The sequence below is a fragment of the Sphingomonas agri genome (assembly GCF_038148795.1).
GTDB lineage: Bacteria > Pseudomonadota > Alphaproteobacteria > Sphingomonadales > Sphingomonadaceae > Sphingomicrobium > Sphingomicrobium agri.
This window is the reverse complement of sequence record NZ_JBAPEU010000003.1, coordinates 318,300-333,779: the sequence shown is the minus strand read 5'-3', so window position 1 is coordinate 333,779 and position 15,480 is coordinate 318,300. Positions and strand designations below refer to the sequence as shown.

The window sequence follows — 15,480 nt, the reverse complement described above, 5'->3', positions numbered from 1 at the left end:
AGCTGCCCAGTGCCTATCTAGGACCGATGACTCAATACATCACCGTCGCTCCCGACGACCGCATCGAGGCGAAGAGCGGAATCATCAAGCTCCACGGCCCCGAGGGATTCGAGGGAATGCGCCGCGCCGGGCGGCTCGCCGCCGAGATTCTCGATGCCCTCGTGCCCCACGTCGTTCCGGGCGTTTCGACGCAGGAACTGGACGATATCGTCTACCGGATGACGACCGAGGCCGACGGTCTTCCAGCGACGCTTGGCTACCGCGGCTATACGAAGAGCTGCTGCATTTCGATCAACCATGTCGTGTGCCACGGCATTCCAAGCGAGCAGCGCACGCTGAAGGACGGCGACATCGTCAATATCGATGTGACGCCGATAATCGATGGCTGGCACGGCGACTCGAGCCGCATGTACCTGGTCGGGAACGTCCCGCTTCGGGCAATGAAGCTCGTCGACGTGACGTATGAATGCCTGATGCTCGGGCTCGAGCAGGCAAAACCCGGCAACCATCTGGGCGACATCGCGAACGCAATCCAGCGTCACGCGGAATCCAGCCGCTATAGCGTGGTCCGGGATTTCTGCGGCCATGGCGTCGGGCGCGTGTTCCACGACAGCCCGGAAGTCGTGCACGCCGGCAGGCCCGGAACCGGGCCCGAACTCAAGCCCGGCATGATCTTCACCGTCGAACCGATGATCAATATCGGGCGTCCCGACGTGAAGGTTCTTGAGGACGGCTGGACTGCAGTCACGCGCGACCGTTCGCTTTCGGCGCAGTTCGAGCATTCGATCGGGATTACGGAAAGCGGCTGCGAGATCTTCACGAAGAGCCCCGCAGGCCTTGACCGGCCGCCATACGCCTGAACCCTTGCCGGCCGTTCGTCGGCCGGTCGAAAAGGTTCGCAGGGCGACTTGACTGCAACGGTTACCCCCTTGATCAATCGCCCGAAATCCGGGGGGATCAATGCTCGAAATCGCCAGTCTTTCGCACACCTACGCCAATGGCACGGTCGCACTTGACGACGTGAGCCTCTCGATCCCGCGCGGCATGTACGGCCTCCTGGGGCCCAACGGCGCGGGCAAGTCGACGCTGATGCGCACCGTCGCGACCCTCCAGCAGCCAACTGCTGGCTCGATCAGCTTCGGTGACATCGACGTCCTTGCCGACCCGGAACGGCTGCGACGAACGCTCGGCTACCTGCCCCAGGATTTCGGCGTCTATCCGCGCGTCTCGGCCTATTCGATGCTCGACCAGCTCGCCATCCTCAAGGGCATCACCAATGGGAAGGACCGCAAGTCCACCGTCGAGACACTGCTTGAACAGACCAATCTGTGGGCGGTTCGCAACAAGTCGATCGCGGGCTTTTCAGGCGGAATGCGCCAGCGCTTCGGGATAGCACAGGCACTGATCGGCAATCCCGAACTCATCATCGTCGACGAGCCAACTGCCGGTCTTGATCCCGAGGAGCGCAACCGCTTCCTCAACCTGCTCGCCGCGATCGGCGACAATGTCGTCGTCATCTTGTCGACCCACATCGTCGATGACGTCGCCGATCTCTGTCCGCGCATGGCGGTCCTCGCGAACGGCCGCCTGCAGCTGGAGGGCAAGCCTGCCGATCTCATCGCGGCGACGAGGAACAGGATCTGGAAGAAGGTGATCGCCCGCCAGGAGCTCGAGGATTACCAGTCGAAATACGAGGTCATTTCAACGCGGCTGGTCGCCGGCAATTCCGTCATCCACGTCCTTTCCGACAGTCCGCCGGACGGTTTCGAGCCGGTCGAGGGCGGACTGGAAGACGTCTATTTCTCGACGCTCTCCACCCTTCGCCGCGCCGCCTGAGAGGCATCCGCCATGCTTCTTGGAATCACCGGATTTGAAATCCGCTACCAGCTGCGCAACCCCGTTTTCTGGGTCTCGATCGCAATCTTCTTCCTGCTTGGCTTCGGCATCACGGCAAGCGAGAATGTCCGCATCGGAACGCCCGGCGCAGTCCACGAGAACGCGCCCTACGCAATCGCCGTCGCTACCGCGATCCTGACCCTCTTCTACCTGTTCGTCGTCACCGCCTTCGTCGCCAATGCAATCGTGCGGGACGACAGCAGCGGTTTTGCGCCGATCGTCCGGGCAACTTCGGTGAGGGCCTACCAGATCGTCATTGGGCGCTTTCTCGGCGGCCTCATCATCGCCTGGCTCGGCTACCTTGCCGTTCCGCTCGGAATGGCAGCGGGGGCCGCGATGCCCTGGGTCGATCCGGAGACGCTCGGCCCGCAGAGGCTGTCCTTTTACGCCTGGAACTTCGCCGTCTTCGCCCTTCCGAACATCCTCCTCACCTGCGCGCTCCTGTTCGCGCTGGCGACGGTGCTGAGATCGATGATGGCGGCCTATATCGGTGCCGTCCTTCTCGTGATGGGCTATCTCGTCACCGTCAGCGTGCTCGGCCAGAAGATCGAGTATCGGGACACCTTTGCAAGGTTCGAGCCGCTCGGCAACGGCGCGCTTCGCGAGGCGACGCGCTACTGGACGCAAAGCGAGATGAACACGAAGCTCGTCGAACTGACGGGCGCGCTGCTCTTCAACCGAGCCTTTGCGATCGTCCTTGCACTGATGTTCCTTGGCTTCACCCTGTGGCGCTTCTCGATGACCGAGCGCGCGCCGTCCAGGCGCCGGCTCAGGCGGCTTGCAAAAAGGGACGCAAGGGAAGCTCGGATAGCCTCGGTGGTTCCGCACCTGGACGGGGCACGCGTCATTGCCCGCGACCTTCGTCCTTCGCGCCTTGACCAGTTCCTGATGCGCCTGCGGATCGAGACGCAGCTGGTGCTGACGAGCCCTGGGACGCTGGTCCTCACCTTGTTCGGCATCGGCAACACCGCTGCCCTCCTGTGGTTCGGTCGCTCCATCTACGGCACCAGCGACCACCCGACGCTTGCCGCGACGATCACTTCGGTCCGCGGCAATTTCCAGATCGTGCTGTTGATGATCGCTGCCTTCTACGGCGGCGAGCTCGTGTGGCGGGAACGGGACCGGAAGCTCAACGAGCTCATCGATTCCACCGCGGCGCCGAGCTGGGTCATGACCGTCCCCAAGATGCTCGCAATCTTCCTTGTGCTCCTGATCGTCAATCTCGCCGCAATGCTGACGGGTCTTTTCTATCAGCTTGTCGAGGGCGCTCGCGTGGTGGGCATGGCGCAATATCTTGGATGGTTCATCATTCCTGCCGCGATCGACGGCCTGCTGATCGCGATCCTCGCCGTCTTCGTCCAGGTGCTCAGTCCCAACAAATATGTGGGCTGGGGCATCCTGTTCGTCTGGTTCGTAGGCGGGATCTTCCTCAACAACATGGGCTATTCCAACCCGCTCTATACTTATGACGGGACGCCCAACGAGCCGTTGAGCGACTTCGTCGGCGCAGACGGTTTCTGGTGGGGCCAGGCGGTGCTTCAGTTCTACTGGCTCTGCTTTGCCGCCATCCTGGCGCTAGTCGCGCACCTCCTGTGGCCGCGCGGAACGGATCTTGCCGTCGGCAGCCGTATTCGCCGGCTGCCAGGGATGGCAAGCGCTCCGGTTATCGCCATTGCCGGCGTATCGCTTGCCGGAATGGCCGCGACTGGCGCCTATGCTTATTACAACATCAAAGTCCTCAATCGCTACCAGACGGACGACGAAGCCGAGAAATTCAGCGCCGACTACGAGCGCAAATATTTGAAGTTCGAGAAATTGCCGAACCCGGCGATCACCAAGGTGACACTCGCCCTCCAGCTCCATCCTGCACGGCGGCTGCTCATCACGGAGGGCCGCTATGACCTAGTCAACAAGACCGCTGCCCCGCTCCGCGAGATCCACGTGCGCAAGGGAAGCCAGGGCATCGAATGGCTGAAGCTCGATGTCGCAGGCGCCCATCTTGCAAGCGACGACGAAAAGTTCGGCTATCGCATCTACCGGTTCAACAAGCCGCTGGCGCCAGGCGCCATGAGCGCCCTCACCTTCCGCTCGCGCCTGTGGCGCCGGGGCTTTCGCGCATTCGACCCGGCGACCGATGTCATCTCCAACGGCACCTTCGTCAACAATGTCGAATTCGCTCCGATCATCGGGATGGACCGCAATAATCTGCTCACCGATCGCTCAAAGCGGCGGCGCCAGCACCTTCCTCCGGAACTGAGGCCCGCAAGGCTCGAGGACATGTCGGCAACCGCCCGCAACTACATCGGCTCGGACTGGGTGACTTCCGACATCATGCTGACGACCGATGCCGCGCAGACGCCGATCGCCCCCGGGAGCCGGGTCTCGGACGTCACCTCGAACGGACGGCGCACCGCCCATTTCGTCAGCACTGCACCGATCCTCAATTTTTTCTCGGTCCAGTCGGCGGACTATCGCATCGCCAGCATCGTCCACAGCGGCATCCGCCAGAGCGTCTATTATCATCAAGGCCACGACTGGAACGTCGGCAAGATGCTGAACGCGATGAGCGCCGCGCTGGATTATTATCGTGCGAACTTTGGTCCCTACCAGTTCAATTACGCACGGATCATCGAATTCCCCGGGTACCAGAGCTTTGCCCAGGCCTTCGCGGGCACCATGCCTTACTCCGAGACGATCGGATTCAACGCCAAGACGGACGATCCTGAGAAGATCGACTTCACGACCTATGTCGTCGCCCACGAGATGTCCCACCAATATTGGGCACATCAGGTGATCGGCGCCGACATGCAGGGCATGACGATGACCAGCGAGACCCTGGCTCAATATTCGGCACTGATGGTCATGAAGCACCTCTACGGACCCGATAAGATCCGGCGCTTCCTCAAGTACGAACTCGATAATTACCTGCGCAATCGGCAGGGCGAAGCGATCGAGGAAGTGCCCCTCGAGCGCGTCGAGAACCAGCAATACATCCATTACCGGAAGGGCGCGCTCGTCATGTACCTGCTGCAGCAGCGGCTGGGCGAGGACACGGTCAACCGGGCACTTTCACGCTTCCTTGCCAAGTGGCGGTTTGAAGGTCCGCCCTACCTCAGGTCAGTCGACCTCATCCTGGAGTTGCGCAAGGAAGCCCGGACCCCCGAGCAGCAGCAGCTCATCACGGACCTCTTCGAGCGCATCACCCTTTATGATCTCAAGGTTGCCGCCGCCAAAACGCGCAAGGACAAGAGCGGGTGGACAACGACGCTCAGCATCAAGGCCGAGAAGTTCTACGCGAACGGCAAAGGCGTGGAGACCCGGACAAGGCTTGCCGAGCGGATCGAGATCGGCCTCTTCGAGGCACGGCCGGGTCTCGGCGCCTTTTCGGCGAAGGACGTGATCATGATGGAACAGCGCCCGATCGTTAACGGCACGCAAGAGATCGTCATCCACACCGCAAGGAAACCGGCCTTCGCCGGCGTCGATCCCTATAATTTCTACATCGACCGGAACAGCGACGACAATGTGAAGGACGTGACAAGCTGAACCCCGCCGGGGACGCAACCTTCAGCTTATTGACACGTTTGTCAGCTAATGGGACCTTCTGGGGAGTTCCTGATTCGAGGCGATTACCGATGTTCCGGCACCCTGTTGCGATCGAGCCCGCTGACATCGACCACATGGGCCATGTGAACAATGCCGTGTACCTCAAGTGGGTGCAGGAAGCGGTCGTCGATTATTGGAGCAGCGTTGCTCCGCCCAGTGCCGTTGCGAGTCACCTGTGGGTCGCTCTCAAGCACGAGATCACTTACCTCAGGCCTACCTTCCTCCAGGACAATGTGGTCGCCGAAGTGATTGCGGAGAAGGTCGAGGGAGCACGTGCCTTCTTTCACACTGTGCTGCGGCGGGGCGACGACGTGCTGAGCGAGATTTCGAGCTGCTGGTGCTGCCTCGATGCCGCGACCAAACGCCCCGCACGGCTTGCGCTCGACATCGTCGGCCGGTTTCTGCCACCCTCAGGCTAGCTGAAGCATCCATTCAGCCATAGCATCGAGCGCCTCGGCCTCGGCTTCGGCAGCCGTCCTCCCGCTTTTTGCAGGCACCTTGAGACTATGATCGGCATCCGCAATCTCATGGAGGGTGGCGCGTTCGCCAAGACGGGCGACCACGTTCCTGAGAAGGTCGGTTTCCGCCAGGGCATCGTTGGCGCCGGAAACGAACAGCATCGGCACCTCGACACGATCGAGGTGCTCGGCGCGCTCAATGCCGGGCTTTCCTGCCGGGTGCAGCGGGAAGCCGATGAAGGCGAGGCCGATGACCCCCGGAAGCGGTGACTCGGCCTGCGCCTGCGAGGTCATGCGACCGCCGAACGAGCGCCCGCCGGCGAAAAGCGGCAAGTCCGGCGCGAGCCTTGCCGCTTCGCTAGCAGCGGCTCGCACCGTTGCATGCGCAACCTTCGGGACGTCCGGCCGCTTCAGTCCCTTCTCCCTGTAGAGGAATTGATAGCGAAGGGTCGCGACTGCGCGCTCAGAGAGGCCAACCGCATTCGAAACAAGGCTGCTGTGCGTCATCCCCGTGCCCGCGCCATGCGCGAACAGATAGAGCGCCCTGGCATTCGAAGGCCGGATGAGGAGACCAGAGACACTCTCCTTACCGACGGGAATGCGCAGCTCCTCCATCAGGCCGCCGCGGTCTTGACCATTGCGTCCCATCGCTGAACCAGCGCCTGGGCCGATTCAACGTCGGACGGGAAATCGACCTCGCCCCACTCCTCGCCTTGGATGTCGAGTGTCCAAACATCGCCCGCCTGAGCAAGGTGGTGGATGACGCGAAGATACCAGATCGTCGTGCCCTCGGGCGTGCGAAGTGCCTGTTCGATCGCCTCCTTGAAGCGGCCAGCGCCGTCGCCCCTGAACGCAAGGAGGCCGATCGACTCAGCGTTGACGCCGGATTTGAGCCGCTTGCCGATCGCTTTCAGCCTGCCGGCGCTCTCCACGACCTTCATGTCGTCGTCGTCGTAGCGATCCTTGCGATCGATAGTCACCGTGATGCCCGGCTGCTCGTTGGTGATCACGCGCCGCATCAGGTCCCTCGAGACCAGAGTATCGCCGTTCCAGACGAGGCAGTCCCCGGCAAGCTCGTCGCGCGCCATGTAGAGGGAGCCCGTATTGTCCGCGACCTTGTAGAAGGGGTTGAAGATGGTGCGAACACTCGGCCCGCCGTTTCGGGCGGCCAGCGCCTCTTCGACCCGGTCGTCGTGAAAGCCCGTAACGACCACGGCTTCATGAACACCGTTCGCCTCCAGCGTGTCGAGTTGCCGGTCGAGAAGACTGCGTCCGTGGAAGTCGATGAGGCACTTGGGACGCTCGTCGACGAGATGCCCGAGACGCGAACCCTGGCCTGCAGAAAGGATAATCGCTTTCATATCGCGGCGCACTGCCTTCCAAATACGGCGGCGATTGGGCATTAGCGTTGATGCTGTTGCCATGGGGATTGCTGCGTGAAGAAGATCGAAGCGATCATCAAACCCTTCAAGCTCGACGATGTGAAGGATGCACTTCACGAGGTCGGCGTCTCGGGAATCACGGTGACCGAGGTGAAGGGCTTCGGCCGCCAGAAGGGTCATACCGAGCTCTACCGCGGTGCAGAATATGTGATCGACTTCCTTCCCAAGGTGAAGATCGAGGTGGTCGTCGAGGACGGCCTCGTCGAGAACACGCTCGAGGCAATCGAGAACGCTGCGCGCACGGGGCGCATCGGTGACGGCAAGATTTTCGTATTCGACGTCGAGCAGGCGATCCGGATCCGGACCGGCGACCGCGGAGCGGACGCGATCTGATGGCCGATCAGCTGGCGGGCAGCCGCGAAATGCTGGCCTCCATGTCGCCTGAAGAACTGCGCTCGGCCATGCGAAGCCTTGGCTACCGTACGCAGAACGACCTTGCGCAGGCGATCGGAGTTTCGCGTTCGGCTGTGAGCTTGTGGCTGGAGGGCAAAGTGGGCGTTCCTCGCCCGGTCGCGATGCTGCTGCGGATGCTGGTCTCGGCTCAGCGCCGAATTTACTGACGTTGTCGGGCTACTGACGCTGCGGCTGCGCGGGCGGCGCTGCCTGGGGCTGCGCCGGCGCGCGCTGCTCGCGCAACTGCTGGCGCTCCGCAGCGGTCACAACGCCGTCATGATTGAGGTCCTGCGCGTCGAAACGGGCGAGCGCCTGCGCCTCGAACTGCTGAAGGGTGAGCGAGTCGCCGGTTGCAAACGCCTGTTCGAGCATGCGCTGGATGCGTCCTCCGCCGCGACCGTTTTCACCTTGCTGCGTCTGGAACTGCGCTGCGGCCTGCTGCGCCTCGGCGCGGGTAACGACGCCGTCATGGTTGGCGTCGAGCATCTGGAACAGCATGTGGGCGCGCTGCTGGGCTTCCGCGCGGGTCCGGTCCCGTCCTCCGCCATTGCCCTGAGCCAGGAGCGGAGCCGAGATGAACGTTGCGCCCAGCGCGACCGTGACGAACAGCCTCTTCATGCTTCTCAATTCCTTCGATCGGGCGGTTCGGTCGCGCCGCCGTTGCTCCTGTGCCGCAAAGTCACTGCGGGTTTCCCGGTGAACCCCTGATTTATGCAGACATTACAATCCTGTAATTCCCGGTCTTGCGCCCGGCGCCGCTCCTCGCGAATGAGGACGGCCATGCCCGAACTCGACGATCAGCAACAAAGCGCGCGTGACTGGTTCGAGTCGCTGCGTGACCGGATCTGCACCGCATTCGAAGAGATCGAGCGCGAAGCGGGATCGCAGGCGAGCTTCGTCTATACTCCCTGGGACCGTACCGACGTCACGGGAGCACCGGGCGGCGGCGGGGTTCGCGGCCAGATGACGGGCAAGGTCTTCGAAAAGGTCGGAGTGAACGTCTCAACGGTGGGCGGTGAGTTCAACCCTGAATTCGCAGCGAGCATTCCTGGCGCGGAGAAAGATCCGAGCTTCTTTGCAACCGGCATCAGCCTCGTCGCGCACATGGCGAACCCGCATGTCCCCGCGGTACACATGAATACCCGTTTCCTGACCACGACGAGACGCTGGTTCGGCGGCGGAGCGGACCTCAATCCCGCGATTCCCTACGAGGAGGACACGCAAGCCTTTCATGCGAGGCTTCGGGCGGCCTGCGCTGCACATGACGCAACCTTCTATCCGCGCTTTTCGAAATGGGCGGACGAATATTTCTGGCTTCCCCATCGCGGCATCGCGCGCGGCGTCGGCGGCATTTTCTACGACCACCTCGAAGACCATTTCGACGCCCATTTCGCCTTCACGAAGGACGTCGGCGAAGCCTTCCTCGATATTTTCCCCCAGATCGTCCGGCGCCGGCTCGACACTGACTATACGGACGAGGATCTCGACAGGCTCCTTACCTTCCGCGGCCGCTACGTAGAGTTCAACCTTCTTTATGATCGCGGCACGCTGTTCGGCCTCAAGACCGGCGGCAACATCGATGCGATCCTGATGAGCCTTCCGCCCATGGCGAAGTGGAAATGAGCTACGAATCCATCGAACAAGGCGAACTCGCCGCCGTCGTCACCTACCTCGAGATGACCAGGCCGCCCGAGCACGAACCTCATGGCTCGCCCCTGTCGCTGAAGCACGTCGGCGTCCCCGACCCCGAACATTACCGGAGGCTGTTCCGCCTAATCGGCGCGCCCTGGCTGTGGTTTTCGCGGCTCATCATCGATGACGCACATCTCGCGACCGTGATTCAGCATCCCAAGGTCGAACTTCACGTGGTCCTCGACGGGCGCCGTCAAGAAGTCGGAATGGTCGAACTGGACTTTCGCGAACCTCGCGAGTGCGAGCTCTCGTTCATTGGCCTCGTACCGGAGCATTCCGGCAAGGGCCACGGCCGCTGGCTGCTTGCCGAGGCCCTTCGTCTTGCCTGGCGCGAAGGCGTCGACCGGGTCCACGTACACACCTGCTCGCTCGACCATCCAGCAGCACTGCCCGCCTATCGGCGAGCCGGATTCGTTCCCTACAAGCGCGCCGTCGAGCGTTTTCCCGATCCTCGCCTGCTAGGCATATTGCCCAAAGATTGCGCTCCTCAGATCCCGCTGCTCGGCACGCTCGCCTGAACACCGGATCCTCGCGCCAGCTGCAGGTAGAGCCGCGCCAGCATCACCGCGAACAGGGTCGTGATTGCAGCACTGACAAAGGCGTCGATGAGTGCGAGCGCGAGTGCAGGCCCCGACATCGGCTGGATCTTGCCGAACAGCAGGCCGATCACCACTCCCGCGGCGCTCCCGATCGCAAGAACGACAAGCGCCGCGCCAGCGAAGAAAATGAGGAGAAAACCGAAAAGCTGCCACCAATGGCCCTCGGTAAGACGCCAGCTGCGCTGCAGGATCGCGATCGGGCCCACATGCTCGGCGCTCGCAACGGGAGCCGAGAGGACCATGCGAACGAAAAGGAAGATGAAGATCGCAAGGAACAGCAGCACTGCAACGAGTGCTGCAGGGCTCATCTGCGCTGTCATCTGCCGATCGACGCGCACGCCCAGCGCTCCAAGGACAAGGCTGATGACGACGAGAACAATCAGAAGGAGGATCACCACCAGGAAAACGGCAGCGATGTAGACGGGAAGCCGCTTGGTCCCGTGGACGATTGCTCCCCCCACCGTGATCGAGGGCCCAAGCGCAAGCCTGATCAGCGACAATTGCCCGGCGAGCGCGATGAGGTAGACAACCAGTGCCACGCAATCCATCCACAAGGGCGTCGAGGCGGCATTCACGCCACCCGGATTGATGAGCGTGTTCACCGTCGTCGGCAGCGCGATGAGCGCCAGCGCCACGGTCGTCAAAAGGCGGCCGTCGCGGGCGAGGATATCCCTCGTTTCCTCCCATGCCGCCGAGATCGACAGTCCGCGCATCGCATTCCTTTCCCTTGTTTGCGCGGTCGTTATGCGGACAGCGCCGGATCTGCGCAACGCTTGCCCTCGAGAGAGCTGCTCGCCATCTGCGACAGGTGGATGACATGCCGACAGACATTGAATGGCGGATAAGCGATGCGCCCGTGCCCTATGAGGAGGCGCGCGCATTCATGGAACGGAGGGCCGCGGCGATCCGGGACGAGGGCGCGCCCGAGTGCATTTGGCTCCTTCAGCATCCGCCGCTGTTCACGGCCGGAACCAGTGCCGATGCCGCCGAACTGTTCAATTCGCAGAATTTCCCGGTCTACGAGGCAGGACGGGGCGGCCGCTATACCTATCATGGGCCGGGGCAGCGGGTCGGCTACGTCATGCTGGATCTCGAAAAACGCGGAAAGGATATCCGACGCTTCGTCCACGCGCTCGAAGGCTGGATGATCGACGCCCTCGGAGGGCTCGGCGTCGCTGCGCACCGGGCGCCCGGGCGTATCGGAATCTGGGTTGGAGAAGGTTCCGAGGAGGCAAAGATCGGTGCTCTTGGCGTTCGCGTGAAGCGCTGGGTGACGCTTCACGGATTCGCGCTCAACGTTGCTCCGGACCTGTCGCATTTCACCGGTATCGTCCCGTGCGGCATCGCCGAATTTGGGGTTACGAGCCTTGCGGCGCTTGGGAAACAAATGCCTCTCGAAACGGTTGATGCCGGCTTGAGGCGCAGTTTTCCAGCGTTTCTCAAGGCGTTGGAAGGCTCTTGCAAAGAGTCTTGATGGAACGTTGCGCTTCAGACTATTGTCCGCGCGATTTGCGGGACGGGAAACCGTTGCAGATCGCAATAAATAGGGAGTCTTGAATGCGTGCTCTTATCCTGGTCGCTGGTGCGGCCCTGGCGGTTGCCGCTTGCAGCAGCAACGACAACGCCAACAATACCATGAACGTCGATGAGAACCTCACGACGACGGACATGAACACGACGACGACGACCGACATGAACGCGACCGACATGAACGCTACGGGCATGAACGCCGCCGACATGAACGCGACGACGACGACGACCAACACGACGACGACGACGACCAACAACGCGATGTAATCGTCCTGACGCCTCCTTTGCGGGAGGCGTTGGCTTTTCAAGAGGCTGCCGGTACTTGCCGGCAGCCTCTTTTTTGACTCAGCGGGAGTTAGCCATGCGTGTCCCTCTCCTATTTGCCGCAGCACTCGCCCTTGGCGCCTGCGGCAATAACGATCAGAAGGACAATACGCAGAACGCCGACGAGAACCTTACCGCGGAAAATATCGTATCCAACGATGTTACTGCGATCGACGCGGTCACTGGAGATGCAACCAACATGGCGGCCGACGTCGATATGAATTATGGCAATATCGACGAGAACGGCACCTCCGTCCCATCGAACGAGCCGCAGAAGATCAGGACGCCGGCCCCGAAGACGCCCCGCGAGGGAACGCTCAGTCCGGCGCCCGAACCTGGGACCACCACGACCAACACCGACTAGGCATTATGGCAGGCCCACGACCTTGTGGGTCTGGAGCGACAAGCGCCACTTCGGCCGCTCCATCGCGAGCGCTACGGCGGCCCTTAGCGCTTCGGCTCGCGCCTCGCAGTCCATCGGCTGCACCAGGAAATGATCGAAGCTCCACGTCTCGAGCTCGGTTGGATCGACGCCCTCCTGCGGCCAGACGAGCTTCAGCTCGTTTCCGCTGCGCTGAACAATGCTCGTTCCGGCCTTGGGACTGACACAGATCCAGTCGAGACCGGCAAGTGCGGGAAGCGTTCCATTGGTCTCGAGGGCCACGCGGAAACCGCGTCCGTGCAACGCCTCGAGAAGCTTATCGTCGAGCTGGAGCATGGGTTCGCCTCCCGTGATGACGACGAGACGCTGGTCGGTCCCCTCGCCCCAAAGTGAAGCAACCCGGGAAGCCAGCTCGTCTGCCGAATTGAACTTCCCGCCGCCCTTGCCATCGGTGCCGACGAAATCGGTGTCACAGAAGCGGCACTGGGCAGTGTCTCGGTCCTGCTCGCGCCCGGACCAGAGATTGCAGCCCGAAAAGCGCAGGAACACGGCGCGGCTGCCTGCCTGCACCCCTTCGCCCTGGAGCGTCAGGAAGCATTCCTTGACTGAGTAAGTCATGCGTAGGCCGTCGGATCGATGAGGCCTGCGTCCGCGAAGCCCTTGGCGCGGAGCCGGCAGGCATCGCACTTCCCGCAATGGCGTCCGTCGGCAAGCGGATCATAGCAGCTGTGACTAAGTCCCGCGTCCAGCCCGAGGCGCTCGGACTCGCGCGCGATATCCGCCTTGCTCATGTCTTGCAGGGGCGCATGAATGGTGAACTCATCGCCTTCGACGCCCGCCTTGGTGGCAAGATTTGCAACATTCTGAAACCCGGCGATGAACTCCGGACGGCAATCCGGGTAACCAGAAAAGTCGAGCGCGTTGACGCCGATGAAGATGTCGCGGGCACCGCTCGCTTCGGCAAGGCCGAGCGCCAGACTGAGGAAAATGGTGTTGCGAGCGGGGACGTAGGTAACTGGAATTCCAGATCCAACTCCCGACTTGGGAACGTCGATGTCATCGGTCAGCGCAGAGCCGCCGAACGCCCTCAGGTCGAGCGGCACCACGATGTGACGAAGCGCGAGTTGCGCCGCGATGGTGCGTGCAGCTTCGAGCTCGATCCGGTGCCGCTGATTATAATCCACCGTCAGTGCGATCACGCCGAACCCGCGTTCGCGCGCAATAGCCGCTGCAACCATCGAATCGAGGCCGCCTGAAAGAAGCACAACGGCATTTTTCACAGGCCGATGCCCACGCGCGGAGCAAGCCAGAACCAGAAGGCATAAAGCGCGAGCGTTCCGGCCACGACGATTCCAAGACTGATCCAGAAACTAACGCCCGAGCGTAGAAGCATCGGGAGCGCGATGAAGAGAGGCACCGAAGGAACGAAGAACCATATTGCGCCGACCGACAGCTCCGCAACCCGCTGCGGGTCTCTCGTATCTCGGAAGAGCCAGATCATAGCGAGAAGCGATGTGAGCGGCAGCGATGCGACAAGTCCGCCCCACCCCGGGTAACGGCGGCTTATCTCGGATACTGCGGCGACAACCAGCCCTGAAAGCGCGGCCTTGATCATGAGATAGAGCATGCGCGCGCCCTTAGAACGCGCAGATACACAAAAGAAGGGCCGCCGGTCTTGCGACGGGCGGCCCAGGTATCGGGCATACCTGCCCGATTGGGAGGAAAGCGTGCCGAATCCGGCACAATCTCCGCCTTAGCGCAGGATGGTTAAACGAGGCCTTAATGGCGTGTCAGAGAAGCGTTTTTCGGACAATCGTCGACGCGCCGGGCCTGAAGCACGTAGTTGAAGGGCAGTCCTTCCGAGATCCCCTGAGTACTGATCCTCAGTGACCTGGGCGTAAGAACATCGATCTGGCTATGCCCGAAGCCGGCGCCGGGACAGTTGTAATCGATCTGTGCCGTGCTTCCGACGTCCTTGAGGACATTGGCGGTGCAATTGTTGGTGCGATGTTCGAAGCGCGCGAGCGCAGTGACATCGAGGAGGCATTGACGGATGGGAGCATGTGCTCCTGGAGCGCCGCTGATCTCCCACAGCCCGGGTTGAACCTGCGCGAATACCGACGGGTGGACGGCTGCGGTCACAGCAAAGGCTGCGGCAAGTCCGCCCGGAATCAACGCGCGTTTCGACGACCGGCCCATCAGCTCCAGTTTAGCACGGGACCATTATCGAGGTGAAATGACAAAACGCTAGCCAAGTTCGTTCGGCTCGATCGCGAAGCTCGACGAACAGAAGGCACAGTCGACGCGTATAACCCCGTCGTCCCCGACCATCGCTTCACGCTCGTCTGCCGGAAAACGGGCGATCACCGAGCGGACGTAATCGGGGTCGCACCGGCAACCTCGACTGAGCCTGGTCGCGCCAAGGGTGCGCACCTCCTCCTCCTCATGGAAGAGGCGCCAGATGAGATCATCCAGAGGAAGATCAGGATCGATGAGCTCATCAGGTTTCACCGATCCGCCAAGGATCGCGACATGCGGCCAGTCGGGATGGTCAAGGCGCGTGTGGAGACGCTCCCGACCTTCCTCGCCCTCCGGCAGGTGCTGCAGCAGCAGGCCGCCGGCGAACCATTGATCGCCGCGCTTCTCGGCGGCGAGGCGAACCAGGCTCGGGATCTGCTCCGATTGTGCAAAGTAGCTCTGTGCCGCTTCGGCAAGATTCTTGCCTTCGAGCGGCACGATCCCCTGGTAACGTTCCTTTGCTACTGGCTGGTCGAACGTGATGGCGAGATAGCCATTGCCGAACAGCTCCTTTAGATCCGGCTCCCTGCTCGCATCGGCAAGCCGTTCGGGATCGTGACGGACATAGCCGCGCAGCTCACCGCCAAGATAATCGCAGACCATGAGATCGATGATCCCGCCCTGCGTCTGGGCCTGAAGCGTCAGCTGCCCTTCGGGCTCTTTGAGGAGCGAGCCCAGGAGCGAGGTCAGCGTGAGAGCCTCGGCAAGGAGCTTCTCGATGACCGGAGGGTAACCGTGCTTGGCAAGGACAGAGTCGATCACCGGGCCGAGGCGCGCGATCCGTCCGCGCGCGTTGCGCGAGGGGATCGCGACGCCGAGCGCGACGTCGCTATTGAGCTTCATTGTGGGCATAAGAAATA

20 protein-coding genes are annotated in these 15,480 nt (G+C 62.1%); 11 read left to right on the top strand and 9 right to left on the bottom strand.

The window, feature by feature from the left end:
- Positions 1 to 26: 26 nt before the first annotated feature.
- The 4 genes from map to V8192_RS13755 all read left to right on the top strand — a co-directional run bounded on the left by map (position 27) and on the right by V8192_RS13755 (position 5,921).
- Positions 27 to 860 (top strand): type I methionyl aminopeptidase, encoded by an 834-nt coding sequence (map, locus tag V8192_RS13770; RefSeq protein ID WP_341633674.1) that lies wholly within the window; start codon positions 27 to 29, stop codon positions 858 to 860.
- Between the two features lie 100 nt (positions 861 to 960).
- Positions 961 to 1,836 carry an ABC transporter ATP-binding protein gene (locus V8192_RS13765; protein ID WP_341633673.1) on the top strand — a complete coding sequence of 292 codons (876 nt, stop codon included), beginning with the start codon at positions 961 to 963 and terminating at the stop codon, positions 1,834 to 1,836.
- Between the two features lie 12 nt (positions 1,837 to 1,848).
- Positions 1,849 to 5,442 carry a M1 family aminopeptidase gene (locus tag V8192_RS13760; protein WP_341633672.1) on the top strand — a complete coding sequence of 1,198 codons (3,594 nt, stop codon included), beginning with the start codon at positions 1,849 to 1,851 and terminating at the stop codon, positions 5,440 to 5,442.
- 89 nt (positions 5,443 to 5,531) lie between these two features.
- The gene (locus V8192_RS13755; RefSeq protein ID WP_341633671.1) at positions 5,532 to 5,921 is read left to right on the top strand and encodes an acyl-CoA thioesterase; all 390 of its coding nucleotides are present in this window, start codon (positions 5,532 to 5,534) and stop codon (positions 5,919 to 5,921) included.
- Here V8192_RS13755 and V8192_RS13750 read toward each other — a convergent pair.
- Both V8192_RS13750 and V8192_RS13745 read right to left on the bottom strand, forming a co-directional pair.
- Complete coding sequence (locus tag V8192_RS13750) at positions 5,913 to 6,608, bottom strand: alpha/beta hydrolase family protein (protein WP_341633670.1); 696 nt, start codon at positions 6,606 to 6,608, stop codon at positions 5,913 to 5,915. The genes V8192_RS13755 and V8192_RS13750 overlap by 9 nt on opposite strands.
- Positions 6,575 to 7,321: a phosphocholine cytidylyltransferase family protein gene (locus V8192_RS13745; RefSeq protein ID WP_341633669.1), complete on the bottom strand. Its 747-nt coding sequence runs from the start codon at positions 7,319 to 7,321 to the stop codon at positions 6,575 to 6,577. Before V8192_RS13745 ends, V8192_RS13750 begins: the two co-directional genes overlap by 34 nt.
- Positions 7,322 to 7,396: 75 nt before the next feature.
- On the opposite strand from V8192_RS13745, the gene V8192_RS13740 reads away from it, so the two are divergent.
- Entirely contained in the window at positions 7,397 to 7,735 is a 339-nt protein-coding gene (locus V8192_RS13740; protein WP_341633668.1) for a P-II family nitrogen regulator, read from the top strand.
- Positions 7,735 to 7,962, top strand: coding sequence for a helix-turn-helix domain-containing protein (locus tag V8192_RS13735; RefSeq protein WP_341633667.1), 228 nt, complete (start codon positions 7,735 to 7,737; stop codon positions 7,960 to 7,962). The genes V8192_RS13740 and V8192_RS13735 overlap by 1 nt, the downstream gene beginning before the upstream one ends.
- Before the next feature lie 10 nt (positions 7,963 to 7,972).
- Here the strand turns inward: V8192_RS13735 and V8192_RS13730 are convergent, their stop codons facing one another.
- Positions 7,973 to 8,413 (bottom strand): EF-hand domain-containing protein, encoded by a 441-nt coding sequence (locus V8192_RS13730; RefSeq protein ID WP_341633666.1) that lies wholly within the window; start codon positions 8,411 to 8,413, stop codon positions 7,973 to 7,975.
- A gap of 162 nt (positions 8,414 to 8,575) precedes the next feature.
- Here V8192_RS13730 and hemF point away from each other — a divergent pair, with 162 nt between their 5' ends.
- Positions 8,576 to 9,418: an oxygen-dependent coproporphyrinogen oxidase gene (hemF, locus tag V8192_RS13725; RefSeq protein ID WP_341633665.1), complete on the top strand. Its 843-nt coding sequence runs from the start codon at positions 8,576 to 8,578 to the stop codon at positions 9,416 to 9,418.
- Positions 9,415 to 10,005: a GNAT family N-acetyltransferase gene (locus tag V8192_RS13720; protein ID WP_341633664.1), complete on the top strand. Its 591-nt coding sequence runs from the start codon at positions 9,415 to 9,417 to the stop codon at positions 10,003 to 10,005. The genes hemF and V8192_RS13720 overlap by 4 nt, the downstream gene beginning before the upstream one ends.
- Here the strand turns inward: V8192_RS13720 and V8192_RS13715 are convergent.
- Entirely contained in the window at positions 9,975 to 10,799 is an 825-nt protein-coding gene (locus tag V8192_RS13715; RefSeq protein WP_341633663.1) for a DUF7847 domain-containing protein, read from the bottom strand. The two genes, V8192_RS13720 and V8192_RS13715, sit on opposite strands and share 31 nt — an antisense overlap.
- 104 nt (positions 10,800 to 10,903) lie before the next feature.
- On the opposite strand from V8192_RS13715, the gene lipB reads away from it, so the two are divergent.
- From lipB to V8192_RS13700, 3 genes are all read left to right on the top strand, one after another.
- Complete coding sequence (gene lipB, locus V8192_RS13710; protein WP_341633830.1) at positions 10,904 to 11,560, top strand: lipoyl(octanoyl) transferase LipB; 657 nt, start codon at positions 10,904 to 10,906, stop codon at positions 11,558 to 11,560.
- Between the two features lie 83 nt (positions 11,561 to 11,643).
- Entirely contained in the window at positions 11,644 to 11,883 is a 240-nt protein-coding gene (locus V8192_RS13705; RefSeq protein WP_341633662.1) for a hypothetical protein, read from the top strand.
- A gap of 94 nt (positions 11,884 to 11,977) precedes the next feature.
- Positions 11,978 to 12,304: a hypothetical protein gene (locus V8192_RS13700; RefSeq protein ID WP_341633661.1), complete on the top strand. Its 327-nt coding sequence runs from the start codon at positions 11,978 to 11,980 to the stop codon at positions 12,302 to 12,304.
- A 3-nt stretch (positions 12,305 to 12,307) separates the two neighbouring features.
- On the opposite strand, the gene queE is transcribed toward V8192_RS13700, so the two are convergent.
- The 5 genes from queE to hslO form a co-directional block, all read right to left on the bottom strand.
- The gene (gene queE, locus V8192_RS13695) at positions 12,308 to 12,940 is read right to left on the bottom strand and encodes a 7-carboxy-7-deazaguanine synthase (RefSeq protein WP_341633660.1); all 633 of its coding nucleotides are present in this window, start codon (positions 12,938 to 12,940) and stop codon (positions 12,308 to 12,310) included.
- A complete protein-coding gene (gene queC / locus V8192_RS13690; protein ID WP_373276362.1) occupies positions 12,937 to 13,602 on the bottom strand; it encodes a 7-cyano-7-deazaguanine synthase QueC in 666 nt (221 codons plus the stop codon). The genes queE and queC overlap by 4 nt, the downstream gene beginning before the upstream one ends.
- Positions 13,599 to 13,949, bottom strand: a complete 351-nt coding sequence (locus V8192_RS13685; protein WP_341633659.1) for a DUF3147 family protein — start codon at positions 13,947 to 13,949, stop codon at positions 13,599 to 13,601. Before V8192_RS13685 ends, queC begins: the two co-directional genes overlap by 4 nt.
- 152 nt (positions 13,950 to 14,101) lie before the next feature.
- The gene (locus tag V8192_RS13680; RefSeq protein WP_341633658.1) at positions 14,102 to 14,464 is read right to left on the bottom strand and encodes a DUF3617 domain-containing protein; all 363 of its coding nucleotides are present in this window, start codon (positions 14,462 to 14,464) and stop codon (positions 14,102 to 14,104) included.
- 105 nt (positions 14,465 to 14,569) lie between these two features.
- A complete protein-coding gene (hslO, locus tag V8192_RS13675; RefSeq protein ID WP_373276361.1) occupies positions 14,570 to 15,472 on the bottom strand; it encodes an Hsp33 family molecular chaperone HslO in 903 nt (300 codons plus the stop codon).
- Between the last annotated feature and the right edge of the window lie 8 nt (positions 15,473 to 15,480).

Coding starts and splice junctions, on each gene's coding strand:
- map (WP_341633674.1), top strand. CDS start 27: ATGACTCAATACATCACCGTCGCTCCCGACGACCGCATCGAGGCGAAG.
- V8192_RS13765 (WP_341633673.1), top strand. CDS start 961: ATGCTCGAAATCGCCAGTCTTTCGCACACCTACGCCAATGGCACGGTC.
- V8192_RS13760 (WP_341633672.1), top strand. CDS start 1,849: ATGCTTCTTGGAATCACCGGATTTGAAATCCGCTACCAGCTGCGCAAC.
- V8192_RS13755 (WP_341633671.1), top strand. CDS start 5,532: ATGTTCCGGCACCCTGTTGCGATCGAGCCCGCTGACATCGACCACATG.
- V8192_RS13750 (WP_341633670.1), bottom strand. CDS start 6,608: ATGGGACGCAATGGTCAAGACCGCGGCGGCCTGATGGAGGAGCTGCGC.
- V8192_RS13745 (WP_341633669.1), bottom strand. CDS start 7,321: ATGAAAGCGATTATCCTTTCTGCAGGCCAGGGTTCGCGTCTCGGGCAT.
- V8192_RS13735 (WP_341633667.1), top strand. CDS start 7,735: ATGGCCGATCAGCTGGCGGGCAGCCGCGAAATGCTGGCCTCCATGTCG.
- V8192_RS13730 (WP_341633666.1), bottom strand. CDS start 8,413: ATGAAGAGGCTGTTCGTCACGGTCGCGCTGGGCGCAACGTTCATCTCG.
- hemF (WP_341633665.1), top strand. CDS start 8,576: ATGCCCGAACTCGACGATCAGCAACAAAGCGCGCGTGACTGGTTCGAG.
- V8192_RS13720 (WP_341633664.1), top strand. CDS start 9,415: ATGAGCTACGAATCCATCGAACAAGGCGAACTCGCCGCCGTCGTCACC.
- V8192_RS13715 (WP_341633663.1), bottom strand. CDS start 10,799: ATGCGCGGACTGTCGATCTCGGCGGCATGGGAGGAAACGAGGGATATC.
- lipB (WP_341633830.1), top strand. CDS start 10,904: ATGCCGACAGACATTGAATGGCGGATAAGCGATGCGCCCGTGCCCTAT.
- V8192_RS13705 (WP_341633662.1), top strand. CDS start 11,644: ATGCGTGCTCTTATCCTGGTCGCTGGTGCGGCCCTGGCGGTTGCCGCT.
- V8192_RS13700 (WP_341633661.1), top strand. CDS start 11,978: ATGCGTGTCCCTCTCCTATTTGCCGCAGCACTCGCCCTTGGCGCCTGC.
- queE (WP_341633660.1), bottom strand. CDS start 12,940: ATGACTTACTCAGTCAAGGAATGCTTCCTGACGCTCCAGGGCGAAGGG.
- V8192_RS13685 (WP_341633659.1), bottom strand. CDS start 13,949: ATGCTCTATCTCATGATCAAGGCCGCGCTTTCAGGGCTGGTTGTCGCC.
- hslO (WP_373276361.1), bottom strand. CDS start 15,472: ATGCCCACAATGAAGCTCAATAGCGACGTCGCGCTCGGCGTCGCGATC.